Raw genomic sequence first — 26,822 nt, 5'->3', positions numbered from 1 at the left:
CGCTCACGCTCGATAACGTGACAACTCCGTGTAAAATTATATGCTCGAATGGTCGGAGGTCTGGCGACCTTCTATATCGTAAGGTAATAAGATGGATCGGCTTTCCGAGCTCGAGGTGTTCCTTGCAGTCGTCGAGACGGGCGGTTTCACGGCAGCCGCCCGGAGAACCGGCACGTCACAGCCGGCAGTGAGCAAAGCGATCGGTACGCTCGAAAATCGTCTGGGCGTTGCACTCTTTAATCGCAGCACCCGAAACGTTACCTTGACTGATCAGGGACGAAGATACTTCGACAGAATGAAACCTTTGCTCGAGGAGATCGAAGACACCAATCGAGAAGCCATGGGCAGCGGCGCCGACATGTCGGGATCGATCCGCATTGCGGTACCCACCACGTTCGGTCGACTTCATATTCTGCCCGTCGTTCCGAATTTGCTGGCCGAATATCCTAATCTCCAAGTGGATCTAGTTTTATCGGATCTTCGGCGGGACATGGTCGAGGATCGGATCGATCTGGTGATAAGAGTGGGAGCTGTCGAGGAGCCCGATGCCGTCGTCAGGCGCGTGGCAAAGACCCCTCTCGTGTGCGTAGGCTCGCGCCGATACTTCGAAAAGCACGGTGTCCCTTTAGAGCCTGCCGAGCTTGCACGTCATAATTGTCTCGTTTACGGCGGCTTCGAGGAGTCGGCGAATTGGCCATTCGTCGGCCCGAAAGGTCATTTTAGCGTGGCTGTGCGCGGAAACCTCACCTCCAACAGCATGGAGACGATCCGTGCGGGTGTGCTTGCCGGCGTCGGCATCGGCATGTTCACCAAGGCGTCCCTCGTCGAAGAGCTTTCGCATCCCGACGTGGTGACAATCCTCACCGACTATGTCCGGGACACCAGAGACGTCAGCTTTATCTGGCCCAAACGTCGGTTGGTTTCCGCGCGGGTCCGACGCGTAACTGACTTTTTAGCCGCATCGCTGGAAGGGCTGTTCTGACTTATCATAACGCCCTGTGAGAAGTCCGGTAATCGCTACGCTCGTAGACGAAGCATGGTCGTCATTTATTCCATTAAAATATCAATATCATGTTGATTTGGCTTATTATCGCTGTTTCTAGCATGCGCTATGAAGAATGATCGTCGCAATCAGAAAGAACGATCATGAACATTTCACTTGCAGGGCGCAAAGCAGTCGTCACCGGATCCACTGCCGGCATTGGTCGGGCGATTGCAGAGGGCTTGGCGCGCGCTGGCGCGTCAGTCGTTGTCAATGGCCGTAGCGAGGGCCGGGTCGCCACCGCGGTGGCTGAGGTCAAGGCGCTCTTCCCGGACGTCGAGATCACCGGCGTCGTTGCGGATCTGGCCACCAAGGAGGGCAGCGCGGTTCTCGCTGCCAAAGCCCCCAATACTGATATCCTCATCAACAACGCGGGCACAGCCAACCCCAAACCCTTCTCGGATCTCACTGACGAAGACTGGCTGGGTCTATTTCAGCTCAATGTTATGAGCGGCGTTCGCGCGGCACGTCATTATTTGCCGAAGATGACCGAGCGTGGCTGGGGCCGCGTCGTGTTCATCAGCAGCGAATCCGCACTCGCCATTCCGAAGGATATGATCGACTACGGTATGACCAAGACTGCCCAGCTGGCGATTTCGCGAGGGCTTGCGGAAACCGTTGCCGGGACGGGCGTAACTGTCAACTCGGTACTTCCGGGTCCGACGAATTCAGAAATCATGTCGAACTGGATGGCAGGGACCGCCCGTGAACAGGGGATCACCCAGGAAGAGGCAGAACAGCAATTCCTGAAGGCAATGCGCCCGACAACCCTCATCAATCGGTTCACCAGCACGGAAGAGGTAGCCAACATGGTCGTCTATCTTTGCTCGGAGCAAGCATCCGGTACGACCGGGTCCGCCATGCGCGTTGACGGTGGCGTGCTTAGGCAGATCGCCTGATCCATCCAGAACCGTAGCTGTTAGGAAACTTACTATGACCACATCACAGAACGAATTGAAGCGTCCACATTCACCTTCCTATGATCTCACCGGAAAACGCGTGGTCGTCGTCGGCGGAAAAACAGGAATAGGGCTCGGCATGGCTCAGGCCGCTCACGCGGCGGGAGCGAGTGTAACAGTCGCCAGCCGGCGCTCGCCCTCTGTAGCCAACCACCCGGAGCTCGCGCCTTTCGAGCAGCTGGTACTAGACATCGGCGACGAGGATGCGGTTCGGGCTACCTTTGGCGCTATCGGCCGTCTGGATCATTTGCTCGTCGCTGCGGGCCCGACCGACGGCAGCTGGGGTGCATTCATGGACGAAGACATGCGAGGTGTGCGCAGCTATGCCGATAGTAAGTTTCTCGGCTCCTGGGCATGTGCACGCTATGCAGCCCCAAAACTTTCCTCCGAAGGATCCATCACCTTTCTTACAGGAGGGATCGCAGCACGCCCGAAGATTGGCATGACGGCCGTCACATCGACTTTTGCCGCTGTGGAGGCGCTGGCCCGCTCGCTGGCACTCGAACTCGGACCCATCAGGGTGAATGCCATTCGTCCCGGGTTCATCGACACCGACCTATGGAACTTCTTATCTCCAACAGATGCGGCGGACGTCCGTGAGAGGGTGCGCGATAATTTCCCGGCCCGCAGGATTGGGTATCCCGCCGATGTCGGCCATGCGGCTGTGTTCCTGATGACCAATCCCTACGTCACGGGCACGGTGCTTGAGGTCTCCGGCGGCGAGACGCTCGTCGATTGGCAGTTCTGAGCAGCGCCCGTGCATTCAGCTTGCCGTACCTGTCCCGCGATCTCCTGCCGCCTGGCGTGCGGGTGCTCCCGATCCCAGATGGATCGCCGTAAGCGGGCATAGAGTTCCGGGCTGGGCCAGCGAGGGTGAGGCTCGTACAACGGGGTTTCGTTCAGGACCACGGACTTCGATTCTCAGATTTCGGCGTACGACAAGGGATCGGCATCACGGCGTTGCCGTGCTTTGTCGGAGACGCCGATCCGCTACTGGTGAGGGTGCCAGGCAGCGACCTGCACCAATAGGGAACGCTCTGGCTTCTCACGCAAGGCGAGACCCGCAAGACAACGCGCGTGTGGATCTTCACCGAGTTTATATCCCGTAGGATCGCCGCGTACACGCAGCTACTTGCGAGAATGCCGTTATAGCGTGGCTGACCAAACACTCGCTAGCTGGCGATCGAGGCCCTTGGCAGGACCTGCATCACGAGCGCCCAGGATGTGACAGGTATCTCCATCGCTCGATGTCGACGAACTCTGGGATAAGATCATCGGGACCAACCTCAAGGGCGCGTTCTTCTGGTCGCAAGGCGCAGCACGTTGGATGTCAAATCAGCCTGGAGGCTGAAGCATTATAAAGCTCTGCTCGCTTACCTCCTACGTCCGCATCCCGACCGCCGTGCCCTATGGCTCTTCGAAGTCTGGACTGCTCGGCATGACGCAGACGCGGACAGATGGCGTCAATCCCCTAGGAATATGTTATGTCGCCGCCGGTTGTCCGGAAAAGAGCGTTTGAGAGGCGACGGCGTCAGGGAAGACGACCTTCGCACGGAAGCCACCTTCCACGCGGTTTTCCAACGTGAGCGTCAGATCGTACACCGCTGCAATCTCCGACACGATGGCAAGACCCAGACCAGAGCCGGGTTGACGAGGATGACTGTCTGATCCTTCATTTGCCTGACCCCGCATTGGCTGGATAGAGGTTTGGAAACCACCGCTCGGCCGTGTCCGCCGAGAAGGCGAGGCGAAGCGGTGACCTATGCGAGGTAGCGGAAAGCATCCCCCGCTCGACGAGCGCCGATGTGACGTTACGCGCCGCCCTCTCCTCGTAGCCGGTAATCATTTGAATTTTCGAGCGCTCCACCTCGCCAGCCAGAACAGCCTCGCGAAGGACCTGGAAACTGCCCTTGGGGAGCTTCTTGGCGCGAATTTCTTCCTCGATGTGGATTTCGATGCGCATGAGCAGCTTGTCGGTCTCAATTAGGCCGCTCATAAACCGGATCTGGTCGATCGCCTGGTCAAGGAAGAAGTCACAGAAAGCGACCAGCCCCCGATGGGTGAGATTACCTCTTCCGTCGCGATCGCCAGCACGCGGACCGTCGGCAGCCATGAGTAGCGCCTTATATTTCTTTTCCTCTCGCGCGAGACCCCGGGCAACCGACCAGAGGCTCGTCCCGACGCCAAGGCGCTTCAAGAGCGCGTGCGACATCAGACGCGCCACACGGCCGTTGCCATCGAGGAAAGGATGTATCCAAAGAAAGCGATGATGGACGGCACCCACAGATTGGAGCTGCTGAGACCGGGTTAATGGAGGATGCTGATATGCCTTATCGAAGCGGACCATGAAACGCGGTAAATCAATTGGCTCGGGTGGCAGATGGCGGCCAACTTGGACGTCCCGGTTTCGCCACTCTCCAGGAATGATTGGCACACGTTCTCCGGTCGTGCGATTGGACACCCAAAGCATCTCTGGGGGAAGGCGCGAGCAAAACTCTTCATGGAGCCATGATGCATAGGCGGCAGAAGCCGGCCACACGTCTGGATCGTCGCCGATATCGATCAATTTCTGGACATGGATATGGGCGACCGCTTCCTGCTGAAGCTCTCGCCGCTCAGGCTCCTCCGAGAAATCGTTCGCGAGTGCTCGATCGATGTCGCGTGGGTGCGTGTCGTGCCCTTCAATAAGATTCGAATAATAACAGTTCATGGAACGTACGAGGTCACCAATCGAACCAGCCAAAATCGGGTGAACACGACCAGCCAGCTGATTGGCCTCGCCGACCAGCGTTAAAACTTTATCTCCAAGGGCGCCCTTGTCGTCCGAGGGCACCATCGGCTCCATAAATGCAATATCCATACCGCATTTAATGCCGGTTTCTGTGCCGCTTGTAAAGTGATCAAAATCAAGCCTGTATGAGTATATAGCTGACCATGTTTTGCCGGTTTACATGCCGGTTTATGGCGATATAAAGGGAGTCCGAATTTTTTAAGGTTCTGTCCGGCGGTATCCGGCAAAAGCCTCGACAGGCTATGAGCAGAGGCCCACAAACTTCAAGCTAATCACCGATATAAGAACCACTGGATTCTTCTGTGTTTTCCCGTCAGCAAAATCCGCAACAGACACCGGTTATGTCGCTTTGAACGGATTCGAACCGTCGACACGGTGGGAGATGTCGTCCGCTCAACAATGATTTCCGATATTTAACAACGGCTGGAGATGGCGGGAGTCCAATGGCGTTATCGCTCACCGTTTCGTTTCATCGGGATTACTCTCCTCTGGCCAACGTTGACCAAGAGCGCTAAAGCATTCCCGAGGTACCGCTAAAACATTGATGGCAAAAACGCGCCAATTGCGGTCTGCCGCAATTCTTAAATTGCGGCAGCACCCAATAAAGACTGGAGATTGCTGGAATGATTCGAAAGAACCAACACGAAATCTAGTAGTCTTTGGCGGTCCACATTGCAAACGTCTCTCGTTCGTCTCCCTCTCTGACCGACTCCAGGTAACGCGGCTTCCAAACGTCACCAATGAACACTTCCATCGTCGTGGGCAATTTCGGACGATACTCGTGCTCCCCATGGAACTTTACGATGCCACTGTTCAAAGCGTCAGCACTGAGGGTGTCGTCCTGCCATTTCTCCAGCGTCCCGAACCGCGCCAGAAATTCAGCTTCCACGTCTTTGCGGGTCGTCTCGATGTATCGGTACTCCACCGGCCTGCCGATCTCCTTGCCAATGATCACGGCCAGTTCGTTCATCGAGACCTCTTCCGAGCCGACTTCGAGATAGACGCGGTATCTGCCCCTCGGATTGGCCAGTTCCTTCGCTGCCAGCCATGCGATGTCATCGGTCGCCACCCAGGGCATCTTTAAATCAGGTTTGCAGAACCAGGCAATTCGACCGTATTTGGCAACCGGCCCCGTCCACGCCGACACATCCTCCATGAACCAGGCGGCGCGCAAGTGGACCAAATTGATATTGTCGAGTTCGTTGAGCTTTTCGTCCAGATGGTGAAAGCACTCGAAATGGCCCGTCTTCCCTCTCACGTCCGAACCCATGGCCGTTAGGCTTACGGCCAGTTTGACGGAGGATTTTTCGAGCGCATCGACGAAGCGCTGGGCAACAACGGGGTAGTGTCCCTCGATGTTGTTCCAATCGGTCTTCACCATCAGGAACGCAGCATCTGCGTCCTGGAAAAATTGGTCAAGGTCTCCCGCTCCTGTGTCAAAGCTTCCCAGGAACGGCTCTGCTCCGAGCTCGACCAGTGCGTCGAGCGCTGGGCCACCTCTCGACAACGCTCTGACCTGATGCCCGGCGCCCAGCAGAGTCCGGGTCAGCTTGGCGCCAACTCGTCCCGTTGCACCGACGACAGAAATTCGCATAACAGTCTCCAATGAAAGAACTCAAGGGGCAAAACACCTGCATTTGGCGGCTTTTCCTTGGGTTCGGTTGGTTCTTGACCGGCGTTCGTGCCGATCGGCTAAAGTCTCTTCCTTCCGCTGGACAGGTTGTTTCCGTCCTTCGGTTCTTGAACCATTCTCCAATGCGTGACCTGATGCCGCTTCTGGCTTCGGTCACAGAGTGGCGTTCGGCTCCCGGTTTCCCATTCTCCTAGAGGAGCGCAGCCCAGTCCTGCCGAGCTCGCTAGACTGCCATCAGGACAACCGGGATATCGTCGACGCGCCTTCCATGGTGGCGGTGCCGCGCGGCTCGTAGGCGCGCTGGTCACGCAGGATCTGGAAGGTGATCGTCAAAAGCTTGCGCGCAATCGCCACCCGCGCCTTGTTTATTCCTTTGATCTTCAGATGCTCGTATTGGGCGCGCAGCTGTGGATCGCTGGCGATGGCAGGAGCGACGGCTTCGACGAAGGCCCAGCGCAGCCACTTGTTGCCCTGCTTGATGATCTTGCCGTGGAAGGTCTTGCCGCCGGAGGAATACGTCGAGGGCACAAGCCCGGCATAAGCGGCAAGCTTCTTCGAGTGGCGGAACCGCGATATGTCGTCGATCTCCGCATCGATCAGCCGGGCGAAGAACTCGCCGATGCCGGGGATCGTCTTCAACAGCTTGACGTTGGCATTGGCCTTGGTCATCGCCCGGATCGTTGCTTCCGACTGTTTGATCCGCATGTCGATGTCGCCGATGAAGGCGAGACCACGGTCAATCTGGATGCGGTCGATCTCAGAGACGTTCACTTGAGCCAGCTGGACGCGGCCGGCCTTGCCAAACAGGTCACCGAGCTTCTTCAATTGCGCCGTCTGCTCCGGATAGCGGTCGAACACCGTGACGATCCGGTTTTTCGTCATCGTGCGCAGGCGCACGTAAAACATCCGCTCGCGTAGCGCGACGCGAAGGTCCCGCGATCTCTCGCTTGGCGCCCAGGCTTCGGGTACCAGATCGGCTCTGAGCAGATGTGCCAAGACTGTCGCATCGATCTTGTCGGTCTTGATCTTGGCGTCGGCGATCGCCTTGACCTTCAGCGGATGGACGAGAACGACATCATCACAAATGTCGTCGAGCCAGTCGTACATCACCATCCAGTTGCGCGTCGCCTCGACAACCGCATGCGAGTTCTCGCGATAGCGTTCGAGAAACCCGCCCAGCGACTGTCGGTCGTTCTTCACCCGGCCGGATCTCAGCGTCTTGCCGCTGCTGTCCTGAACCACCAGGTGGCTGTAGGATTTGTGATAGTCGACCCCGATATGGTATTCATAAGAGGCAGTCATGCTTCCAACTCCCTTATTGAGATCTTCGAAACCCCAATAGGATAAGCCGAAAGGCTGGAAGTGTGACTGTCCCTCGATCATCATCTGCATCTCAGTGATCCGTTCTCTCAACGGGCGCGGCCTCTTTCATGCCACCTCCTTTCGGTTGTTGATCGCCCGATAGTAGACTATTGCAGTGCGCACGAATCTGGAGATAATGCCAAATGATCTCCAAATCGGGTCAATCCGCAAAACTGCTGCGCTCCTGCCACGACGACTTCGATCCCGACTGGTCAGATCGCCCGGCCTTCGCTGTCCGCCTCGACTTCAGTGACTATGAAGCTGAAGTGCCCCAGCACCAGCATCAGCAAGGGCAGCTCATTTTGGCCCTCCACGGGGCGGTCACCTGCAAGACGGAAAATGGCCTCTGGATTGTCCCACCGGACTGCGGGGTCTGGATACCCGGCGGCGTGCCCCACAGCAACCAGGTCACGTCCAACGCGCGCCTGTCCTATCTGTTCGTTCAACCAGGCGCCGCGACGCTGCCGCAGGAATGCTGCACTTTGTCTGTGTCGCCGATGCTCCGCGAGATGATCCTGCGACTGGCAGATGTATCGGTCAACTATGCTCCAGACGACCATGTCGGCCGTATGGTGCGGGTCTTGCTGGATGAACTCGCGCAAATGCCGATACAGGGCCTGGAATTACCCGCGTCCAGCCATCCGAAAATCGCCGCGATCACCGCTGCCCTGATGGCGGAGCCGAGCGACCGTCGCACCCTCGTAGAATGGGCGGCACACGTTGCAATGAGTGAGCGATCCTTGAAGCGGCTGATGGTCCAGGAAACGGGACTGACCTTCGGCCGATGGCGACGGCAACTGCACCTAATCATCGCATTGCGCGAACTGGCCAGCGGCGCGACGGTCCAGAGGGTGTCGAGCGACTTGGGATACGAATCGGCTACCGCCTTCATCGTAATGTTCAAGAAGGCATTGGGCACAACACCCACACGCTACTTCGCGAGATGATTTGCCGAGTGGCCGAATTCGGCAACGCTGGTCGGCCTTTGCGGCACGTGCCATGACTGCAATGGGCCAAATTCTGTCTTTCGTTTGCAGGACGTTATTCGCCCTTGGGCGCACTGCTGCCGTTAAAACCAGATCAGGCTAAGGCGATCATCGCAATCGACACCTTCATGCCGGGGACGCGGACTGGCATCTTAGCGCCTTGCCTCGCCGGCGGGTCGGTCGGGAACCAGCGTTCCCACTCTTCACTGGCGGGCGCAAAATCCTCCTCATCAGCGATGATGAGTGTGGCGCTCACCGCTTGGGCCAAACTGCTTCCGGCTTCCTCTAGTATCGCCGCGATGTTGGTAAGGCACTGCGCGACCTGCGCCTGAACCGGCCCCTCGACAATTTTTCCCGTAGCAGGGTCGATCGGCGCGGTACCCGATACGAACACTAGCCCGGCCGCCTTTACCGCTTGGCTGTAGGACGCTGGGGCCGCTGGGGCGGAGCTGCTAGCAATAATCGTTCGTAACATCGATGCTCCAGAAGAAAACGCAGCACTATTGGAGGCGCAAGATCATATGTACCAGACTAGGCGACGGGGATCAAAATCCAAAATGCTGCTTACGCCGACTGCCGCCATGGACGCATTGCGCCGACACCGGACATTGCGGCATTGCTCACCCTCGCCCCCCAGAGCACGGCCGCTCCCTCGGGGATCGCTTCGGCGGATGGCCAGTGGGCGGTGCAGTGCCCTAAGAACGGGTTACCCGCTATTGCTGTCGCGGATATCAAAAACAACCCGGAGAGTCTTGCGCGGCCGTGGCGGAGAAAGGCTCGCAGCGATCTTTACGCAACTCTTCACATAGAAGGTGATCCAAGAAGTGATGGCAGAAACCTATTTTAGTTGATCATCAGCGATCGGGGCCGGCCTTCGGCCCCGACAACATGTTTATATCGCGGAAATCCCGAATTTCAGACGCCGCAAAAGGCAGCTATGAAAATCAAGCAAATGTCGGGATTTTTTGCGACGGGGAGCGACGGGAAGTGGAGTTCTGATGGTGAGTGACAGTGGTAATGGTGTTGTGGTTAGGCGGATCATTGAGTTGCCGGACCACTTTGATCAATTCCTTGTTGAAGCCGATGCCGAGGGCTTCGACACCATGTCCGCGCTTCAGAACGAGTGGTTCGACGGGTCTAACCGCTTCGAACGCTCCGGCGAAATACTAGCGCTAGCCACCATCCATGATGAAATTGCCGGCATCGGTGGCATCACGCAGGATTTTGTCGATAGCAGTTGGTTGCGTATGAGGCGGTTCTACGTTCGGCCAGCCTACCGCAGGCGTGGGGTTGGTCGACAGATTGCGCTTTACGTCCTTGAACATGCAAAACCATTTGATCGCCAGATCGCACTCTATGCCGATGGTCCTGAGGCGGAAGTGTTCTGGCCAACACTTGGATTTGGCCCAATTGAGCGCGAGAATACGACCCATGTCTTCCGTCGCGGTATATAAGCCCCATGGCGTGTCGCACAACTTGTGATTTTGGATACATTTCGCAGTTTTGACTTCGCTTGTTCGCGCCTTGTGGACATCGCGGATTGAAGATGAAATCAGTTGCGACCATACCAAGGGCCGGTACTCTCCCCCGAAAGGAGAACCGGCAATGACGATAGACGATCAAGAACTTCTCAGCAGATTGCAGCACGCACTTGAGGGAATTGGCCCCGATGGCTGCTCATCGGAACGCGCCCAGAACATCAAAGATTTGGTTGTTAAGACACTCGATACTAGCATTCGTTTTCTCACCAAGGAAAACCATGTGTCAGCCGCAAACGACAAATAGCGCTTCTGCAAAATTTCTGATTTTTTGATGCGGATGATTGTTGCGAAGAGCGGACTTGCCGCAGTCGACTAAACGTGCGTGCCTAGCATGAGCTGCTGATGGTCAAAGGATCGGCGTCTGCAATCTTGTCGTGTCCGGCAGCAAAGTCGTATAACGCGCCATGACGTCTGATTCAAAGATTTTTGTCCGCCTGAGACCGACCCGAAACAAACCGGCTGAACATCGCGAAACAAGTGGCCCGAGATGCCAATGGGACGGATGCGACAAACAAGGCATGCATCGCGCGCCCGTGGGAGCGGATGCTGAGGGACTTTACCTGCTGTTTTGCCGTAGCCACGCAAAAGAGTATAGCGAAGGCTACAATTACGTGACGAAGCTGTCGAACCCCGTCACGGCCCGCTATCAGAGGGAAGCGGCAAGTGGGAGCCGCCCAAGCTGGGGAGTTAGAGTCGATCACTCTTCTGGAACGCCCCTCCCCTCCTCAATTCGCTCCGGGACCGCGAAGACGATCAATGCAAGAAAAAACGCCACGCAAAGGCAAGCGGCAAGAGTGGCCCTTCAATCCCGCAAACTTAAGGTGCTAGAAGCAAAAGCATTCGAAACGCTCGCTCTCTCACCGGACGCAACGCCGGATGAAATTAGAAGCCGGTACAAGCTGAAGCTTAAGATGCACCATCCCGACGCAAACGATGGAGATCGCGCGTCAGAGGAGATTCTGCAGGCGACGATCGATGCCTATAAAATCCTGAAGCTCAATGGCTTCTGTTAGGTGCGATACACACTGGCCGCCTTGAAAAGATTCGAACCACCGACCCGTTGATACTCAGCATCGAGAACAAAGCCTAGCGCGTTGGCAAAGTGTCTGGCCATTCCTGCGCACCATGGAGGACGCGAAGAATACGAACCGCTGTTTCGGTAATTGCATACGCCGCGACGTACGGCGTGCCGTTAATTACCAGTTCGCGGGTGCCAGCAATTCTGCCAACACGACCGCTCGCGGGAAAATCTACTAACCTACGGACTGCAGCAACGATCCGTTCGTCGACCAGTATGGCGGCTGACGGATTTTCTGCTTCTATGTATGTGAAAATGGCGTCGCGATCCGATAACGCGAACGCAGACCAGGTAAGCTTCACGATTTGCGCGCACCCGCGTTAAGGCGGGCTGCCGCTCGACGTTCAGCGAAATGCGCCTCGACTTCATCATCTGAGACGTCCGGTCGAGTATCGTTCAGCGCTTCAAGTACCTTGGTGCGAAACCAAGCGTCATGGGCCTCGCTGCCGGAAAGAAGCTCCAGCGGCAGCGCACCTTCGTTGGCCGTTCGGGTGAGTAAGATACGAACCGCATCAGATACGGTCAGCCCCATATTTCCAAGCACTGCGGAGGCACGATCCCGAACCTCGGCATCGATACGAGTTTGTACCAGTGCATTTGCAGCCATAGCGATCTCCACTTTTCGGCGAGATGATAATGCAAATGAATGACAAACGCCATAGTGCTTTTAGGACCGCCTTCGCCCGTTCTCGTTCCTTTAGTTGCTCTTGAATGTATCTGAAGCGACGAGCGCGATCTCAATCGTGTGGGATAACCCATATTTATGGAACCACACGGCGTGTCTCTAAACCTTGACCCAGGCGCCGTTCCTCTTCGAAGACGCGACGCAGGCTTCGACGAAAGCCACACCCTTCACGCCGTCATCGACTGTGGGGTAGACCACTGCCTTGTCGACGGCCTTGCTCTTTTTGCGGGCGTTGATCGCATGCGCGGCTTCGGTATAGATCGTCGCAAAGGCTTCGAGATAACCTTCCGGATGCCCTGACGGCACGCGCGTGACACGGCCGGCAGCAGCGCCTGAACCGGCGCCGCCCCGAGTGATCAGCCGCTTCGGCTCGCCGAAAGGTGTGTACCACAGGTAGTTCGGGTCCTTCTGGGTCCATTCCAGCCCGCCCTTGGTGCCGTAGACACGCACCATCAGGCCGTTTTCATGGCCGGGCGCCACCTGGCTGCACCAGAGCATACCCTTGGCCGGCTTCTCCGAGCCCTTCGCCTTGAAGCGCAGCATGACATGCGCATTATCGTCCAGCCGGCGGCCGGGAACGAAACTGTCGAGATCGGCGGCGAGGCTGTCGAGTTCCAGGCCAGTGATGAAGGCGGCGAGATTATAGGCATGCGTGCCGATATCGCCGGTCGAGCCGCCGACGCCGGACTGCGCCGGATCGGTGCGCCAGGCGGCCTGCTTCTGGCCGGTTTGCTCGACCGCTTCCGTCAGCCAGTCCTGCGGATATTCGGCCTGGACGACACGGATGTCACCGAGTTCGCCATTCGCGATCATCTCGCGCGCCTGACGGACCATCGGATAGCCGGTGTAATTATGCGTCAGCACGAAGAGTGCCCCGCTCTCGTCGGCGATCTTCTTCAGCTTCTTCGCATCGGCAAGGTTGGATGTCAGCGGCTTGTCGCAGATCACATGAATGCCGCGCTTCAGGAATTCCTTGGCTGCATCGTAGTGAACATGGTTCGGCGTGACGATCGCCACCGCCTCGATGCCGTTCTTCAACTTCGCCTCGCGGATCGCCATCTCGCGATAGCTGGAATAGGTCCGCGACGGATCGAGGCCGAGGTCGCGGCCGGATGCGATCGCCTTTTCGGGCGAAGCCGACAGCGCGCCGGCGATGAGATCGTACTGATCATCAATGCGTGCCGCGATACGGTGCACCGCGCCGATAAACGCGCCCGCGCCGCCGCCCACCATGCCGAGCCGGATGCGCGGCTCGCGTGTCTGTTCGGATGATGCTTCGATTGCCATTGATTCCTCCTGGAATTTAAACTTAGTGCGGATATGGCCCCTCATCCGGCTGCCGCCACCTTCTCCCCGCTCTCGGGGAGAACGGGTATGCCGCGGCGTCTTTTCCGCTCTCGACGTTTGGTCGGGCAAGTCCCCTCGCCCCGTTTACGGGGAGAGGGTTAGGGTGAGGGGCAGCATCACAGCACCCCTATGCGTTAGAGCCCCAGCATCCGCCGGTTCGCCGCCTGGTCCGTGCCGCTGCCGGCGAAATCGTCGAAGGCTTTCTCGGTGACGCGAATAATATGCGCGGCAACGAATTCGGCGCCTTCGCGGGCACCGTCTTCCGGATGCTTCAGCGCGCATTCCCATTCGACCACGGCCCAGCCGTCGAAATTATTCGCCGTCATCTTCGAGAACACCGCGCCGAAATCGACCTGACCGTCGCCGAGCGAACGGAACCGGCCGGCGCGTTCGACCCAGCCCTGATACCCACCGTAGACGCCCTGGCGCCCGGTCGGATTGAACTCAGCATCCTTGACGTGGAACATCTTGATGCGGTCTTTGTAGATGTCGATATTGTCGAGATAATCGAGGCCCTGCAGGACGTAGTGCGAGGGATCGTAGAGCATGTTGGCGCGAGGATGGTTCTTCACCCGCTCCAGGAACATCTCGAAGGTGATGCCGTCATGCAGGTCTTCGCCCGGGTGGATCTCGTAGCAGACGTCGATACCGTTCTCGTCCGCATGGTTGAGGATCGGCGTCCAGCGGCGGGCGAGTTCGTCGAAGGCAGTCTCGACCAGACCGGCAGGACGCTGCGGCCAGGGATAGATGAAGGGCCAGGCAAGCGCGCCGGAGAAGGTCGCATGCGCCTTGAGCCCGAGGTTCTTGGATGCCGTCAGCGCCATCTTGACCTGCTCGACCGCCCATTCCTGACGCGCTTTCGGATTGCCGCGCACCTCCGGTGCAGCAAACCCGTCGAAGGCTTCGTCATAGGCCGGGTGAACAGCGACGAGCTGGCCTTGCAGATGGGTGGAGAGTTCGGTGATCTCGATGCCGTTTTCGCGAGCCTTGCCGGCGAATTCGTCGCAATAATCCTTGGACGTGGCAGCCTTTTTCAGATCGATCAGCTGGCTGGCCCAGGTCGGCACCTGGACGCCCTTGTAACCGATATCGGCGGCCCATTTGGTAATCGCGTCCCACGAGTTGAAAGGAGCAGTATCGCCCGCGAACTGGCCAAGGAAAAGGCCCGGGCCTTTGATCGTCTTCATGTCGTTGATCCTGTTTTGGATAATGTTTGAGCCACAACCTAAGCAGCGGCCTTATAAGCTCGCTCACAGGGTCAGAACGCTATTTCTGGGAGGCAAGGGTCTTGAAACTTTGCGACCAGCGACGCAGGAAACGATCCAAATCGACGGGATTATCATGCTCGGCCACATGAGCCTTGAGGTACGGAAGTTTTTCGAACTCCTCGAAGATCGGACGCCAGTCACTCACGCCATGTCCAAGATCGGCCCAGCCGTCTTCGAGGGCAGTGGCGTGGTTGGGCTGGACGTCCTTGAGATGGACCGCGACGACGCGTTCTGCCCGAGCCCTGAGCCAATCCAACGGATCGCCGCCAGCTCTCAAGATCCAGCCGAGGTCTGCTTCCCAATTCATCTCAGGCGCAGCGTCGAGCAGAATGTCCATTGGAATAAGTCCATTTTCGACCGGTACAAACTCAAAATCGTGATTGTGCCACGCGAAGTCGAATCCTTCGCCTCGAACTTTGTGGTCGAGTAAGTCCAGCCTTGCCGCTAATATCTTCCATCCTGCAAGGTCGGCAGGCCGGTCTTCAGGGGCAAGCCATGGCGCAATCACAGTGTCTATGCCAAGCGTGCGAGCAATCGAAATCGCCTTTTCGAAGTTGCTTTCGAGAAGGTCGAGGCCGAAGTGTCCCTGAGGCATAATGAGACCGCGCTCATCGAGCAGCCTCCGAAACGCAGCCGGGTCTTCGTAGTTAGCGAAAAAGCCTTCTACTCCGTCGTATGCGGATGACTTGACCTGATCGAGGATTCTATCCCACGGCGTGAAGTTGCGCGCGGAATAAAGTTGAACAAGTGTCTTCATAGCTTATCTCCTGATGAGATGCGAAGGCCGGTGGCCTTGTCAAAAAGGTAAAGTCTTTCGAGGGGAAGATGGACAGGCAAAGTGTCTCCTGCCCTGACCGCCAACCTATCACGGAACGTCGCGAGGAATTCTTCGCCTTGAAGTCGCAAGGCTATCTGGGTCTCCGCCCCAGTCGGCTCGTCGACTATGACTGTGGCATCCATCGCGGGCTTTCCTTCACTGGCAAGTTCGATGTGCTCCGGTCTGATACCTGCAACGAGCGGCCGACCGTCGGCCGCGCTTGCCAAGCCCGGCGGCAAAGCAAACGTCAATCCACGTTCAGTCTGAAATAGGCCGCCTTCGACACGACCGTTGATGAAATTCATGGACGGCGAGCCCAGGAACCCGGCGACAAAAAGACTGTTTGGATTGTCGTAGAGGTCGAGAGGTTTCCCAACCTGCTCAATCCTGCCGCCATTCATGATGACGATCCGATCGGCCATGGTCATCGCTTCGACCTGATCGTGCGTGACGTAGATGATCGTGGTCTTGAGACGCTGATGAAGCGCCTTGATTTCCGTACGCATCTGCACACGCAACTTTGCGTCGAGATTGGACAGCGGCTCGTCGAACAGAAATACTTCGGGATCGCGCACGATCGCCCGTCCCATGGCTACTCGCTGACGCTGGCCGCCGGACAGCTGCTTCGGCAGGCGTTCCAGAAGCGGGACGAGATCGAGTATCTCCGCCGCTGCCCCGACCCGATCGTCAATCTCTTTTTGCGGCCTGCCGGCCAGCATGAGAGCAAAACCCATATTCTGGGCGACGGTTTTATGGGGATAAAGAGCGTAGGACTGGAATACCATCGCTATGTTTCGGTCTTTTGGTCGCGCGTCGTTGACGACCTTATCGCCGATCGAGACGGTGCCAGTAGTGATTTCCTCTAATCCAGCGACCATTCTGAGCAGCGTTGACTTGCCGCACCCAGAGGGACCAACGAGAATGATGAATTCGCCATCTTCAATGTCGAGCGTGACGCCATGCATCACGTGAAGCGCGCCGTAAGATTTTGTGACGTGGTCTATTGAAACGTTTGCCATGGCGCCTTCACATCTCCTGCATCATCTGTTGAAAGATTTCGAGATCTTGCCGCGCATCGGCAATCGTCGTCTTCGCGGGAAGCCCCAGAGTGATGGCGTCGTGAAAACGTTTCCATTCCACGACAAAGGCATCGCCTCGTGTCTGGTGGCCACTGCACGATGTGACGCCGAATGCCGTGTTTGGCGTGGTGACGGTCAGACGCGCAGGCTGGTGTCGGATGTAGGGTGTGTCATAGTCGACGCGGACGATCTTATCCTGCGCGTACACCTCAAGATGCGCATCAAAACGAGCGATTGCGTCAATGCCTGTTTCGAAATGGCAGATAAAATCTCCGTAATCGAACGCCGCGGTGATAAACATGCCTTCCCGACGGAAGCCAGCATGGAGGACGCGCTTGGGCATACCGATAAGCTCCCGCATCGCCGAAACGTCGTGCGAGGAAAGTCCTAGCAGGAGATTGTAGACCATTGCGCGCGGACGTTCGCTGGTGCCGATCGCCTCTATCAGTTTGGCATCAGTATCTCTCCGGGTTCGATCGATCACCGACTGGGGGATGTCATCGCCTCGAACTACTGATGACGTCGGCTCTACGAAAGATGAATTGGGTCCGATAATTGCGTGGACGCGCGCGAAGTTGATCTGTTCTCTTATACCCGCGACGATTTTGACCGCATCCTCAAAGGCGGGTGCGTGACGGCGCATGTAGCCGATCTGAACTGTCATTCCGGTTTCGGCCTCGGCGGCCGCAAGAGCGTCGGCCTCTGTCAAGGTCATACACATCGGCTTTTCGATTAGGACATGCTTGCCCTTCTGAATTGCTTCGATGGCCGTCGGAGCGTGGAAGGTGTTCGGGTTGGCAACAAGTACCGCGTCAACCGAAGGATCGTCGAGCAGGGACGAACCGTCATCGTAGAGAGACGCTCCCGGAACGACCGCGCCGACGCCCTTGAGAACAGTTGGGGAGGGATCGCATAGAGCGGTGATTGCAAAGCGGTCTGACAGTTCGCGCAGCGTCGGGATGTGAAGTATCTGCGAGGCCTCGCCGCACCCGATGATGCCGACGTTGATGATTTTTGACATAATGACTCCGATCAACCCTTCACGCCGCCGGCAATCGCGCCGTGGGTGATGAATTTCTGCACGAAAAGAAAGAGGATGAGGGTTGGAAGCATGGTCACGGATGCCGCGGCCGTGAGGCTTCCCCAATCGGTCGAGAATTGCTGCAGGAACATCTGTATGCCGACAGGAAGTGTCATTGCGGCCTTAGTGCGAAGGAACACGTTCGCAACAAAAAACTCGTTGTATGCGAGCAAGAAAGCAAAGATCGAAACTGCAGCAAGCCCCGGCCCGGAAAGTGGCAACACGACCCGAAAAAACGCGCCGAAGTGACCACAGCCGTCGATCAGTGCTGCTTCCTCCAGTTCCCGCGGAATGGTGTCAAAATAGCTTCGCGCCATCCACGTGACGAACGGCAGATTGATCACCCCGTATACGATGATCACAGACAGAGGCGTGTCGATAAGCCCGAGGGGACGGAAAAGCAGGAACAGTGGAATCAGAGCCAGGATGATTGGAAACATCTGAACTGCAAACAAGCCGGTAGAATAGACATCCAGCAGGCGGTTTTTGAAGCGGGAGAGTGCATAGCCCGCGAAGACGGCGCAAAACAGGGAAAATACGGTAGCACCAAGCGCCGTCACGACAGAGTTCCTGAGATAGCTGAGAAATGGTGTCTCCTCCATGAGGAACAGATAGTTTTGCAATGATGGGTCGCGAGGAATGATCGTCAGACGGGCCACGATTGCTTCAGTTGGTTGAAACGAATTGAGAACCATGAGGATGATGGGCAGGTTGATGACCATGGCAATCAACGTCATCGTTCCGGTCAGAGCCCAGTTTTTATGCATTCGTCTACGTGCCATCAGCGCTTCTCCCTTTGCAGACGCAGGACGACAGTGAAAATGACCATCAAAATGGCGAGGGTAACGAAAGAAACAGCCGCTCCCATGCCGACATCGTTGCGGGCAAACGTGTAACGGTACGCAAGGACGACCAGGTTCTCGGTGGCGTTTGCAGGTCCTCCTTGAGCAAGGAGCCAAGGTGTATCGAAGTCGTTGACTGTCCAGACCGTCATGAGAAGGCAAAGGACGACAGAGATGCCGCTTATCGCCGGCATGGTGACATGCCGGAAGCTTTGCCACTTCGTTGCACCGTCGATGTCTGCCGCTTCATAAAGCGTGCGGTCGATCGTCTGAAGTGCCGCAAGAAGCGATAGCAGCATGAATGGAAATGAGCGCCAGATCTTGATGACGATAACCATTGCGATCGTCCAATTGGAGCTGGACAGGAAGTACACGGGGTCTCCCCCGAAAAATACGATGATCTGGTTGAAGAGAGCCTTGTCGTCGTTGATCATCCACCGCCAGGATACGATCGCGACGAGCGACGGGACGATCCATGGCAACAGAAGCAGAACGCGAAACAGCCCGCGCCCTGGAAAATCCTTCTGCAGAAGAAGCGCCAGGCCGAGTCCCAAGCTGTAGCAACCCACGATATTGGCGACGGCGAAGTACAGCGAAAACCGAAGCGCATGCCAGAACGACGGGTCGGTCAGAAGCTTGCCGTAGTTTCTCAGGCCGACGAACTTGCCGGCCTTGAGCAGCGAGCCGTTTGTAAAGCTGTACCAGAAGCCTTGGATCATAGGGTATCCGATGACCACGAGCATCAGGATCAGGGACGGGAGAAGCAAGAGCAACGTCATGCGCAGGTCAGGGGTCAGAAACTGTCTGGCGCTGGAGCGCCAGACAGTTCGCTTCACGAGCGAGGCCGTCATCGGTTACTGTTCCATAATTTCTTGAAGATGGTCCTGAGCAGGCGTAACGACCTCGCCCGCCGGTTGACCCTGCCAGAGCTTCTGAACAAGGCTCATCATGAAACCATCACCGTCGATCTCGTTTAGCTGCGGAAAGGTACCACCGGCGGTAGCCGACATCGGCTTGACGATCGGCAGATAGTTTTTGATCACGAAGCTGACTTGATCGTTTTCAGTGAAATACGGATCTTGCTGGAACGAGACGCGTGCCGGAATGCCTCCAGCCTTACCCTCTGTCCAAAGAACCTTCTGGTTTTCGGACCACCAACGCAGGAATTTCAAGGTCTCTTCCGGGTGCTCGGTCTGCTTGTAGACCATGATGTTGTTGATCCAGCCAATCGTCCCCTTCTCGCCGGAAGTCGATGTAAGCGGCGGCGCGACCCCGACCTTGTCCTTCTCTTTTCCTGCTTGGTCTGCGGTACTCGGGCTCGACAGGTAAAACGCCGCCTTGCCAGCGTTGAAACTTCCCAGCGCGTCGTCGTTCGTATAGCCGGCCGACGCCGGGTTAAGCACTTTTTCGGTCGCGAAGCTGGACAGAAAATTGAGCGCTGCAAGTGATTTTTCGCCGGTGAGGTTTGGCTTCTTGTCTGCGTCGAACAGGCCCCCGCCGTTGTTGATCATCGCCGACAATATCCAATGCATTCCTGTCGCATCGCCTGAGGAAACGACGCCGTAGATACCGTCTTTCGTCACCGCCTTGCTGACGGCAAGGAATTCGTCCCAATTGGTTGGAACCTTCTGCCCGGCGGCTTCGAGAACGTCTTTGCGGTAGAAGAGCGCGCGAAGATCGATGGCCCACGGCAAGGCCACATAGTGGCCGTCGTATTTCATTGCTTCCAATGTACCCGGGGCAAAATCCTTCGCGCTGCCGTCAGCTTCCATTTCCTTGACGAGATCATCAACCGGGTAGATGGCGTCCATGCTGTAAAACTGGACGGCTTGAAATCCAGCGCCGGTCGAAATGTCAGGAGCGGAACCAGACGCGATCGCTGTCACGTAAGTTTCATACCAGTTCGCCCATGGCACCGACCGGTAGGTCACGTGGATGTCGTCCTGACTTTTGTTAAAGTCGTCGACGAGCTGCTGGGCGCGCTGTGAGTAGGATCCCGGTCCCCAAACCTGGTCCCAGAAGTTTAGCTCGACTTGAGCCTGGGCGCTCGAAGCGGCTCCAGCAAGCAATGCGGCAAGCGGCAGAATGCGTAAAAAGTTTCGCACGGAATCTCCTCCCATTGATCTTCCCGCGCCGCCCTCCTAGGCGGCGAAATCGGGGCTACACAGCCAATAATCAATTAAAACGCCATGTGGTGACGTCACCACATTGCATACTGATATGAGTAATGCAAGTGAGACTACAAAGATTTCGAAGGAGATGAGATGCGTTCCCAAACGGCGACAATGGCGGACGTGGCAAGAGAAGCCCAGGTTTCGCCAACAACGGCGGCCCGTGTCATCCACAACAGAGGTTATGTCTCGGACGAGAACCGTAAACGCGTCTTAGAAGCGGTTGAGAGCACAGGGTACCGCCCTAATCTGCAGGCTCGCTCTTTGAGAATGCAAAGGAGCTATTCTCTTGGGCTGGTGCTCTCTTCGGCGCGTGAGAATCCTTTTTACACGCACATTTCTCACGCTATCCGCACAGCCGCCAGCGACCGTGGTTTCTCGATGCTGACGGTTAATCACAGCTACTCCCCCGAAGCGGAGGTCAATGGGATAAAACAGTTCCTTGAGCACGGAGTTGATGCGACGATTCTTTGCCATGCACTAGAAAATCAGAACATCCAGCCCTTGATCCAGGCGGGTATCCCGGTCATTCAGGTCGAGCGCCACGATATCGAACAGGCATATTTCGTCGCCATTGATCCAGACCCAGGGATGCGTGCAGCGGTTAAGACCCTGGCCGATGAAGGCCACAGAAGAGTTGCCTTCATCGGTGCCCGCGCGACCGGCTTAAAGGACGGCGGTCCTGGCCACGCCGAACAACGACGAGCCGAAGCGTTTCAACAAGCGGTCTCGTTGTACGGACTTGACGAACAAGACTGCCCGGTCGTGCTCGGCGAATATTTTCCCCGATCTCCGAATGATATCCTCCCGGGCCGCCGGCTCGCAACCATGTTACTGGACGATCACCGTTGCGCCGTCACCGCAATCATCGCCGGATCAGATATCCTGGCTGCTGGTATTCTTCAGGTTTTGTACGAGCGTGGCTTGAAGGTGCCGTCGGACATCTCCCTCATTGGCTACGATGACAGCATCGCCCAGTTTCTATCGCCTGCTCTGAGTTCGATCGCCCAGCCCTATCTGGCAATCGGCGATTCCGTCATGGCATTTGTTGAAGAGGCCGTGGGTCAAGATACGAGTAGTGCGAAGACTCGAGAGCGATCGGTGTCGACTTCATTGGTATTGCGGGATTCCATTGGACCTGCCCCTGGAAGCTTTTAGGTTCTTCACATGGGTTGTAATAGCGACCGAACCCGGTCTGCAGCAGGATCACATCTTCTTCCCAGATAGATTTTCGGCAAGTGTCTGTGCCAGAAGATGTTCAACTGCATCCACGGGTCCAGCGCCGACCGTCGAAACCTTGAGAAGAGCCTCGGCAAATTCCTCTTCGCTAAAACCCAGTGATGTGACGCTCATATTAGGGCGCTGTCACGTTGTCGTTGGCTTAACGGCTGTTGGATAGTGGCGGCGAGATGAGCACGCGCACGATCAGCTATAGGAACCATAGCTTCCGGCGCAGACTATTGCTCGCGCGGGTGGCTGTATTTTCGATTTTCTTAAGCCCGCGGCTGGTCGAGGAAATGCAGCTGGAGCGCGGAATTGGCGTCTATCGCTCGCCTTGAAGGGATTGGAACCGACGACATCCCACGCAGATCAGCTAAGTGCTTGGTAAGTCGAGTTTCGCGGCGTAACGTTGATTTATGGAACTGGGTCGCAATTCAGGTCATGAAAGTGCCCAAGAAAGACCAGCGATTTTAGCGGCTTGGGCGCGAGGGTCTTGCCTAAATTTATCCACCCATCATCACGCTACGTCGGGTCTATTTCAGGAGTCCACCCAGATTCAATTCGCTCGATCAATAACGTATCGTTCCACACACCACGAATGGGAAGGTGACGCAGTTCGGCAGGTAGCTGCCCTATTCGCCATTCCTTCTCACCATCCCAAAGCCACCATGCACCCACCTTTCGCGTAGCGGGGTCCACAATACCGGTTCGGAACGTGGGGAATTCCTTGGCATCAGATGACAGCGCGACATTGTCAACAATTGTCACAATAGACTGATCAACCGCTGCGTTTAACGGAAAGAAACACATAAATGCCGGTTGCTGGCTTACTAGATCGGTGAAGCTATCAGGCCGAGAACGAAAGAGCCTTCCAAATACGCGCAGCAACGCTCCATATTGCTTATGTTTATGCGCGTAGTGCGCGTAGGCCAGTCCTTTCACGGTTTTGATCTCTATAACATCCCCTATCTTCAGCTTCGCCATTTCAGTACCCTGGATAACCAACCTGTTTCAATAGCTCACCCCCGCGATCCAGTGCTCCGGAATATGCGGGATTCGATTTAGCGATGCTATTGATTTTATTTATCATTCCGCCATCCTTGAACAAGCCGAACTTCTCAATGAGAACTTGCTCGACCGCCTTTGCATCTGCGCGAGACAGATTACTTAATCCCGGGATCGCATCAATAGCAATGCCTTTTGAACTCAAGTGCTCGGCGGCGCGTCGTTCAAAATTGTTCGTGATGCCGACATACCTCATCACTCCAGCGGCATCCACCGCGCGATAAACAAGATTCTCACCGGCCTCGAGCACCACCTTTCCAGCGACCTTACCTTCTGGTCCGCCAACAAGTGAAGCAGCTGTGAGAACACCGACACCTACCCGCCATGGATCCCTTTGGCGTATTCCATCATAGATATCTGGTAAACCTGTTTCGTCTGCAACTGCCTTCCCGACTCTCATCGTTGCTGCATTCACGTCTTTCCCGGCCCGGCCAGCCAGCACTTGATCACTTTGCCGACTGTGCGGATTTTGACCATAAAGGCTGCCGATGAAATCGCTAAAGAAGCCATTTCCGCTGAGTTGACCCCAGCCGTTCGATGCGTGCCCGTTTGGATCGGACTTATTCACCGGATCGTTTTGGGAGTAGCTGTACCGGTTTGTGCCGACGCCCTCCTTGGTCGGGTCCCAATCGTCCGGCGAGATGAAGCGCCCGAATGCCGGATCATAGTATCTCGCATTGAGATACATCAGCCCGGTTTCGGCATCGAAACGCTCGCCGATATAGCTCTTCTTGGTCTGGAAGGTGGTGTTGGTGGCTTCGCCATAGGCGGCATAGCCGGTCTGCTCGACCCGATATCCGCTTTGGTTCGTCACCTGACGCACCGAGGCCAGATGGTCGCGATGCAGGAAGAAGTTCGCCGACGTTCCGCTGCCGTTGGTCATGACGATCTTGACGTCGGGATGCGGATACATGGTGTAGATGTCCGTGCCAGGCGTCGTCCGGTCGATCTCGACATTTGCGTCGGGATAAAGCGTCGTACCGAAGGCCCAGCTCTTCTTCACCCGTGATCCGTCCGGTCCATAGGCGAAGGTCACCGTGGCGCCGTTCTGGGTGACCGTCGACAGCCGGTTGGACGCATCCCAGCTTAGCGTGCGGGTGCCGTCCGAGACCATGTTGCCGTTGGCGTCATAGTCGATGGTCTTGGCGCCGATCTGCGTTGCCGCATGTGGACGCACCGCCGTCGGAGCCGTCGGATAGACATAGGCGCCGATCCGGGTGCGCGAGAGAAGATTGTGATTGGTGTCGTAGCTGTAGGTTTCGTCGAGCGTGTTGTCGCCGGCATTGTCGGCGCCGGTCAGACGAGAGAGATCGTCATAGCCGTAGGTCCAGTTGTCGTTGGCTGTCAGACCGGTGATCGTCTTGATCCGGCCGAGCAGGTCGCGAGTGTACTGATTGTCCATCAGCACCGTCGTCCCCTTCGCCGTCGTCACCCGGTCCAGCCAGCGCCTGGCAGGCGAATAGGTGAAGGTGGTCGTCACGCCGTTGATGTAGGTGATTGTCTTCGTCTGGCCGTCGACCTCGTAGCTGGTCGAGTCGATCAGTCCGGGGATCCTGGAAAGCAGATCGGCGTCGTTATAAAGCCAGGGCAAGGTCCTCTTGCCGACGACGAGGGTGGTCGGCATATAGCTCATCGCCGTGGTCTTGCCGGTCGGCCCATGCTCGACGGCGGTCGAACTCGCCAGGCCGTCGATGACCGTGCGGGTGGTGACCTTGTCGCCGGCGCCGTTATAAAAGCGGGTGAAGGTCACCGTCGCATTGCCATTCTCGGCCTTGGTCAGCATGCCGGCATTGTGCGATGAGCCGGTGGCGGCGGGCTCGTCATAGCTGTTCTGGGCAATGAGCGTTGCCGCCGTCGCACCCGGTTCCGTCACCTCCTTGCGGATCAGACGTCCCATCTGGTCATAGGCCATCGTCGTCACGGCACCGCGGGCATCCGTCTGACTGATCAGCCGGTTGGCATCGTCATAGGCATAGGACCAGTTGCCGAGATCCGGATCGCTTGCCGTCAGACGATTGCCGAGCAGATCGTAGGTGTAGGTCCATTGCGCGCCTTTGGGATCACGCACTCCCAGCAGACGGCCAAGCACGTCATAGCTGCGGTTTTCCGTGACCCAATTTGCGCCGAGCTGCGACTGCAGCGCAATGACATTGCCGTCCGCGTCGGCATAGCTGCGATGCGGATGGTTTTCCTCGTCGGTCATCACCGCCAGGGAAACCGGCAGCCTGGTGACGTCGGCGACGAGAGCAGACTGCGCCGCGTATTGGTAGAGTTTTTGACTGTTGTCGGGATTGACCGACTTCACCACTCGATCCAGCCAATCATAGCTGTTGACCGTCCATTGCTCCGTCTCGCCTTTGAACCGTACCAATGACGTCTTCTGCACGTTTCCGCGTGCGTCATACACCGTGTCGGTGATGCGAACCGGGCCGGTGGCAGAAGCGCCGGGCGTCTCCACCTCCTAGGGTCGGCCGAGCCCGTCATAATAAGTGCGGCTGAAGACGTCTCCCGTTGCGTTGGTCCTCGGCGAATAGGTCACCACTGCCTGCGTCGTCGGGCTGCCCTCGTTCTCGTAGCGGGTGTTGACGTAATTGCCTGATCCGGCATTCACATAGCCATAGGGCCGGCAGTAGGCGTCATAGGTGACGGAACGATCTGATAGCTGTCGTTCCGCTTGACGACCACGGCGCCATTGACCGACAGCGCCGCCTCGAAGATATCCAGCAAGGCCTCCCGCGAAACGGGGTTTGTCGTCTGCAGCGTCACCGCTCCCGAAACGCGTGGATCCACAACGTAGTTCAGACCAAGCGTGTCTCCCAACACGCTTTTGGCCGCGGCGGCAACCGATGCTCCAACGAGATTGAGACTGTAACCGTCTCCGCCTTTGGCAAGCTGCCCGACCGAGACCGGCGGACCACCATAGGATACGAAAGTCCCACTGCCTTGATGGATGGCGCCGTTGAAGCTCTGGTCGGAAGGCGATCCGCCGATCACTCGTGAGGAATAACGAGACACCGGAAGAGGTTTGCCGGTGGAATCCAACTCATTCAGTTTTACTGCGAGGACATCCTCAACAGAATCCGTAGAGCTACAGGCGGCAAGCAACAGCAAGCCGAGCAGACAAACAGGCACCACAGATTTCATGGAAAGACTCGCGCATTTCTTGTACGCAAATAATACGTTACTGATTGTCAGAGTGCATCCCGCTCTTCCCAAATGTTTGCAATTTCCACAATTTTTAGTCGAAATTTATAATTAAAATAGAGATCCCTGCAGCTCACGATTAGCCAAAGAACGGCTAGGGTCTCTTGAATGAACATTTTACAGCTTCAACCAATTTACGCTCGTCATTCAACAAGACAACCTGTACTTTCATAAACCTATTTTCGAATATCTTCGTTCTCTTGGTCATTTTTCCTGACAAACTGACTAGAAAATTGTAGAACTCTTTGAGTTCCCTCGAAGGTTCGACATGTTTCCCATTTCTATCAATATAAAAGCTTTGGTAAGCAATCGCCAGTCTAAATATAATCCTCTCTTCAAGGAAAAGTGGAAGCGTCAGAATCTTGATGTGACCGCCACCTGCAAACTGATCTACAAAATAGCCTCCTGGATTCGCAGCATTATTGGAAGTGACCCGAAACGTAAAATCGTCTTTAGAAAATACGGAATTTTTAACGAATAACTGTACCATACGATTCATGACGCTATGCCGTATTTCATCAAAGTTCGGAATAACTTTGCTCTCACCGTCTACAGCAACCTGGCATCGAGCAAAAATCAAAGCCATGAGTTCGTTTAAGCGTTCTTCTGTAACAACCAACTGTGTCTCAGCCATTCAGGTATCCAGTTAA

27 protein-coding genes and 4 pseudogenes are annotated in these 26,822 nt (G+C 56.5%); 12 read left to right on the top strand and 19 right to left on the bottom strand.

The features are described 5' to 3' along the window. Nucleotides 1-91 precede the first annotated feature (91 nt). The 5 genes and pseudogenes from CUJ84_RS26475 to CUJ84_RS38860 all read left to right on the top strand — a co-directional run. Nucleotides 92-982: a LysR family transcriptional regulator gene (locus CUJ84_RS26475; RefSeq protein WP_105008651.1), complete on the top strand. Its 891-nt coding sequence runs from the start codon at nucleotides 92-94 to the stop codon at nucleotides 980-982. A 164-nt stretch (nucleotides 983-1,146) separates the two neighbouring features. After that, a complete protein-coding gene (locus CUJ84_RS26470) occupies nucleotides 1,147-1,941 on the top strand; it encodes an SDR family NAD(P)-dependent oxidoreductase (RefSeq protein WP_105008650.1) in 795 nt (264 codons plus the stop codon). 34 nt (nucleotides 1,942-1,975) lie between these two features. Beyond that, the gene (locus CUJ84_RS26465; RefSeq protein ID WP_105008649.1) at nucleotides 1,976-2,749 is read left to right on the top strand and encodes an SDR family oxidoreductase; all 774 of its coding nucleotides are present in this window, start codon (nucleotides 1,976-1,978) and stop codon (nucleotides 2,747-2,749) included. A gap of 23 nt (nucleotides 2,750-2,772) precedes the next feature. Continuing rightward, a pseudogene (locus CUJ84_RS38865) lies at nucleotides 2,773-3,153 on the top strand (LysR family transcriptional regulator); the annotation flags it as partial. Nucleotides 3,154-3,229: 76 nt separating this feature from the next. Then, a pseudogene (locus CUJ84_RS38860) lies at nucleotides 3,230-3,481 on the top strand (SDR family NAD(P)-dependent oxidoreductase); the annotation flags it as partial. A 192-nt stretch (nucleotides 3,482-3,673) separates the two neighbouring features. Here CUJ84_RS38860 and CUJ84_RS26445 read toward each other — a convergent pair. From CUJ84_RS26445 to CUJ84_RS26430, 3 genes are all read right to left on the bottom strand, one after another. Beyond that, a complete protein-coding gene (locus CUJ84_RS26445) occupies nucleotides 3,674-4,861 on the bottom strand; it encodes a Fic family protein (RefSeq protein ID WP_202033030.1) in 1,188 nt (395 codons plus the stop codon). Between the two features lie 580 nt (nucleotides 4,862-5,441). Continuing rightward, the gene (locus CUJ84_RS26440; RefSeq protein WP_105008648.1) at nucleotides 5,442-6,386 is read right to left on the bottom strand and encodes an NmrA family NAD(P)-binding protein; all 945 of its coding nucleotides are present in this window, start codon (nucleotides 6,384-6,386) and stop codon (nucleotides 5,442-5,444) included. A gap of 273 nt (nucleotides 6,387-6,659) precedes the next feature. After that, complete coding sequence (locus CUJ84_RS26430) at nucleotides 6,660-7,727, bottom strand: IS110 family transposase (protein WP_105009176.1); 1,068 nt, start codon at nucleotides 7,725-7,727, stop codon at nucleotides 6,660-6,662. Between the two features lie 203 nt (nucleotides 7,728-7,930). Here CUJ84_RS26430 and CUJ84_RS26425 point away from each other — a divergent pair, with 203 nt between their 5' ends. Continuing rightward, nucleotides 7,931-8,734 (top strand): AraC family transcriptional regulator, encoded by an 804-nt coding sequence (locus CUJ84_RS26425; RefSeq protein ID WP_105008647.1) that lies wholly within the window; start codon nucleotides 7,931-7,933, stop codon nucleotides 8,732-8,734. Nucleotides 8,735-8,867: 133 nt separating this feature from the next. On the opposite strand, the gene CUJ84_RS26420 is transcribed toward CUJ84_RS26425, so the two are convergent. Next, nucleotides 8,868-9,167: a RidA family protein gene (locus tag CUJ84_RS26420; protein WP_233943358.1), complete on the bottom strand. Its 300-nt coding sequence runs from the start codon at nucleotides 9,165-9,167 to the stop codon at nucleotides 8,868-8,870. Nucleotides 9,168-9,395: 228 nt separating this feature from the next. On the opposite strand from CUJ84_RS26420, the pseudogene CUJ84_RS38855 reads away from it, so the two are divergent. The 4 genes and pseudogenes from CUJ84_RS38855 to CUJ84_RS26400 form a co-directional block, all read left to right on the top strand. Further along, nucleotides 9,396-9,620 (top strand): annotated as a pseudogene (locus CUJ84_RS38855) (carbon-nitrogen hydrolase family protein); the annotation flags it as partial. A 151-nt stretch (nucleotides 9,621-9,771) separates the two neighbouring features. Next, nucleotides 9,772-10,227, top strand: coding sequence for a GNAT family N-acetyltransferase (locus CUJ84_RS26410; RefSeq protein ID WP_105008645.1), 456 nt, complete (start codon nucleotides 9,772-9,774; stop codon nucleotides 10,225-10,227). A gap of 151 nt (nucleotides 10,228-10,378) precedes the next feature. After that, nucleotides 10,379-10,558, top strand: a complete 180-nt coding sequence (locus CUJ84_RS26405) for a hypothetical protein (protein ID WP_105008644.1) — start codon at nucleotides 10,379-10,381, stop codon at nucleotides 10,556-10,558. Nucleotides 10,559-10,718: 160 nt separating this feature from the next. Continuing rightward, a complete protein-coding gene (locus CUJ84_RS26400) occupies nucleotides 10,719-11,327 on the top strand; it encodes a J domain-containing protein (RefSeq protein WP_105008643.1) in 609 nt (202 codons plus the stop codon). A gap of 73 nt (nucleotides 11,328-11,400) precedes the next feature. Here CUJ84_RS26400 and CUJ84_RS26395 read toward each other — a convergent pair whose 3' ends face one another. From CUJ84_RS26395 to CUJ84_RS26350, 10 genes are all read right to left on the bottom strand, one after another. Next, nucleotides 11,401-11,694 carry a type II toxin-antitoxin system mRNA interferase toxin, RelE/StbE family gene (locus tag CUJ84_RS26395; protein WP_081929559.1) on the bottom strand — a complete coding sequence of 98 codons (294 nt, stop codon included), beginning with the start codon at nucleotides 11,692-11,694 and terminating at the stop codon, nucleotides 11,401-11,403. Then, entirely contained in the window at nucleotides 11,691-11,999 is a 309-nt protein-coding gene (locus tag CUJ84_RS26390; protein ID WP_062578764.1) for a type II toxin-antitoxin system RelB/DinJ family antitoxin, read from the bottom strand. Before CUJ84_RS26390 ends, CUJ84_RS26395 begins: the two co-directional genes overlap by 4 nt. A 177-nt stretch (nucleotides 12,000-12,176) precedes the next feature. Then, complete coding sequence (locus CUJ84_RS26385; protein WP_105008642.1) at nucleotides 12,177-13,364, bottom strand: Gfo/Idh/MocA family protein; 1,188 nt, start codon at nucleotides 13,362-13,364, stop codon at nucleotides 12,177-12,179. 194 nt (nucleotides 13,365-13,558) lie between these two features. After that, nucleotides 13,559-14,611 carry a sugar phosphate isomerase/epimerase family protein gene (locus CUJ84_RS26380; RefSeq protein WP_105008641.1) on the bottom strand — a complete coding sequence of 351 codons (1,053 nt, stop codon included), beginning with the start codon at nucleotides 14,609-14,611 and terminating at the stop codon, nucleotides 13,559-13,561. A 79-nt stretch (nucleotides 14,612-14,690) separates the two neighbouring features. After that, nucleotides 14,691-15,449 carry a sugar phosphate isomerase/epimerase family protein gene (locus CUJ84_RS26375; protein ID WP_105008640.1) on the bottom strand — a complete coding sequence of 253 codons (759 nt, stop codon included), beginning with the start codon at nucleotides 15,447-15,449 and terminating at the stop codon, nucleotides 14,691-14,693. Next, nucleotides 15,446-16,528, bottom strand: coding sequence for an ABC transporter ATP-binding protein (locus CUJ84_RS26370; RefSeq protein WP_105008639.1), 1,083 nt, complete (start codon nucleotides 16,526-16,528; stop codon nucleotides 15,446-15,448). Before CUJ84_RS26370 ends, CUJ84_RS26375 begins: the two co-directional genes overlap by 4 nt. A 7-nt stretch (nucleotides 16,529-16,535) precedes the next feature. After that, complete coding sequence (locus CUJ84_RS26365; protein ID WP_105008638.1) at nucleotides 16,536-17,609, bottom strand: Gfo/Idh/MocA family protein; 1,074 nt, start codon at nucleotides 17,607-17,609, stop codon at nucleotides 16,536-16,538. An 11-nt stretch (nucleotides 17,610-17,620) separates the two neighbouring features. After that, nucleotides 17,621-18,451, bottom strand: coding sequence for a carbohydrate ABC transporter permease (locus CUJ84_RS26360; RefSeq protein ID WP_105008637.1), 831 nt, complete (start codon nucleotides 18,449-18,451; stop codon nucleotides 17,621-17,623). Next, nucleotides 18,451-19,362 (bottom strand): carbohydrate ABC transporter permease, encoded by a 912-nt coding sequence (locus CUJ84_RS26355; RefSeq protein ID WP_245457588.1) that lies wholly within the window; start codon nucleotides 19,360-19,362, stop codon nucleotides 18,451-18,453. The genes CUJ84_RS26360 and CUJ84_RS26355 overlap by 1 nt, the downstream gene beginning before the upstream one ends. A 3-nt stretch (nucleotides 19,363-19,365) precedes the next feature. Then, nucleotides 19,366-20,616, bottom strand: a complete 1,251-nt coding sequence (locus CUJ84_RS26350; RefSeq protein WP_105008636.1) for an ABC transporter substrate-binding protein — start codon at nucleotides 20,614-20,616, stop codon at nucleotides 19,366-19,368. A 159-nt stretch (nucleotides 20,617-20,775) separates the two neighbouring features. Here CUJ84_RS26350 and CUJ84_RS26345 point away from each other — a divergent pair, with 159 nt between their 5' ends. Next, nucleotides 20,776-21,840 (top strand): LacI family DNA-binding transcriptional regulator, encoded by a 1,065-nt coding sequence (locus tag CUJ84_RS26345; protein WP_105008635.1) that lies wholly within the window; start codon nucleotides 20,776-20,778, stop codon nucleotides 21,838-21,840. Nucleotides 21,841-22,149: 309 nt separating this feature from the next. Continuing rightward, nucleotides 22,150-22,226 (top strand): annotated as a pseudogene (locus CUJ84_RS39400) (IS6 family transposase); the annotation flags it as partial. Nucleotides 22,227-22,425: 199 nt separating this feature from the next. Here CUJ84_RS39400 and CUJ84_RS26340 read toward each other — a convergent pair. From CUJ84_RS26340 to CUJ84_RS26325, 5 genes are all read right to left on the bottom strand, one after another. Beyond that, complete coding sequence (locus CUJ84_RS26340; protein WP_105008634.1) at nucleotides 22,426-22,887, bottom strand: hypothetical protein; 462 nt, start codon at nucleotides 22,885-22,887, stop codon at nucleotides 22,426-22,428. 1 nt (nucleotide 22,888) lies between these two features. Next, complete coding sequence (locus CUJ84_RS26335; protein ID WP_105008633.1) at nucleotides 22,889-25,339, bottom strand: RHS repeat-associated core domain-containing protein; 2,451 nt, start codon at nucleotides 25,337-25,339, stop codon at nucleotides 22,889-22,891. 90 nt (nucleotides 25,340-25,429) lie between these two features. Next, complete coding sequence (locus CUJ84_RS38045; RefSeq protein WP_158686966.1) at nucleotides 25,430-25,579, bottom strand: hypothetical protein; 150 nt, start codon at nucleotides 25,577-25,579, stop codon at nucleotides 25,430-25,432. Next, nucleotides 25,576-26,112 (bottom strand): hypothetical protein, encoded by a 537-nt coding sequence (locus CUJ84_RS38415; protein ID WP_199788854.1) that lies wholly within the window; start codon nucleotides 26,110-26,112, stop codon nucleotides 25,576-25,578. The genes CUJ84_RS38045 and CUJ84_RS38415 overlap by 4 nt, the downstream gene beginning before the upstream one ends. A gap of 154 nt (nucleotides 26,113-26,266) precedes the next feature. Continuing rightward, entirely contained in the window at nucleotides 26,267-26,806 is a 540-nt protein-coding gene (locus CUJ84_RS26325; RefSeq protein WP_105008631.1) for a hypothetical protein, read from the bottom strand. Nucleotides 26,807-26,822 lie beyond the last annotated feature (16 nt).

This window comes from Rhizobium leguminosarum, assembly GCF_002953715.1.
GTDB classification, from domain to species: domain Bacteria; phylum Pseudomonadota; class Alphaproteobacteria; order Rhizobiales; family Rhizobiaceae; genus Rhizobium; species Rhizobium leguminosarum_V.
The sequence above is the reverse complement of the archived record's forward strand: the minus strand, read 5'-3'. Positions and strand labels throughout refer to the sequence as shown.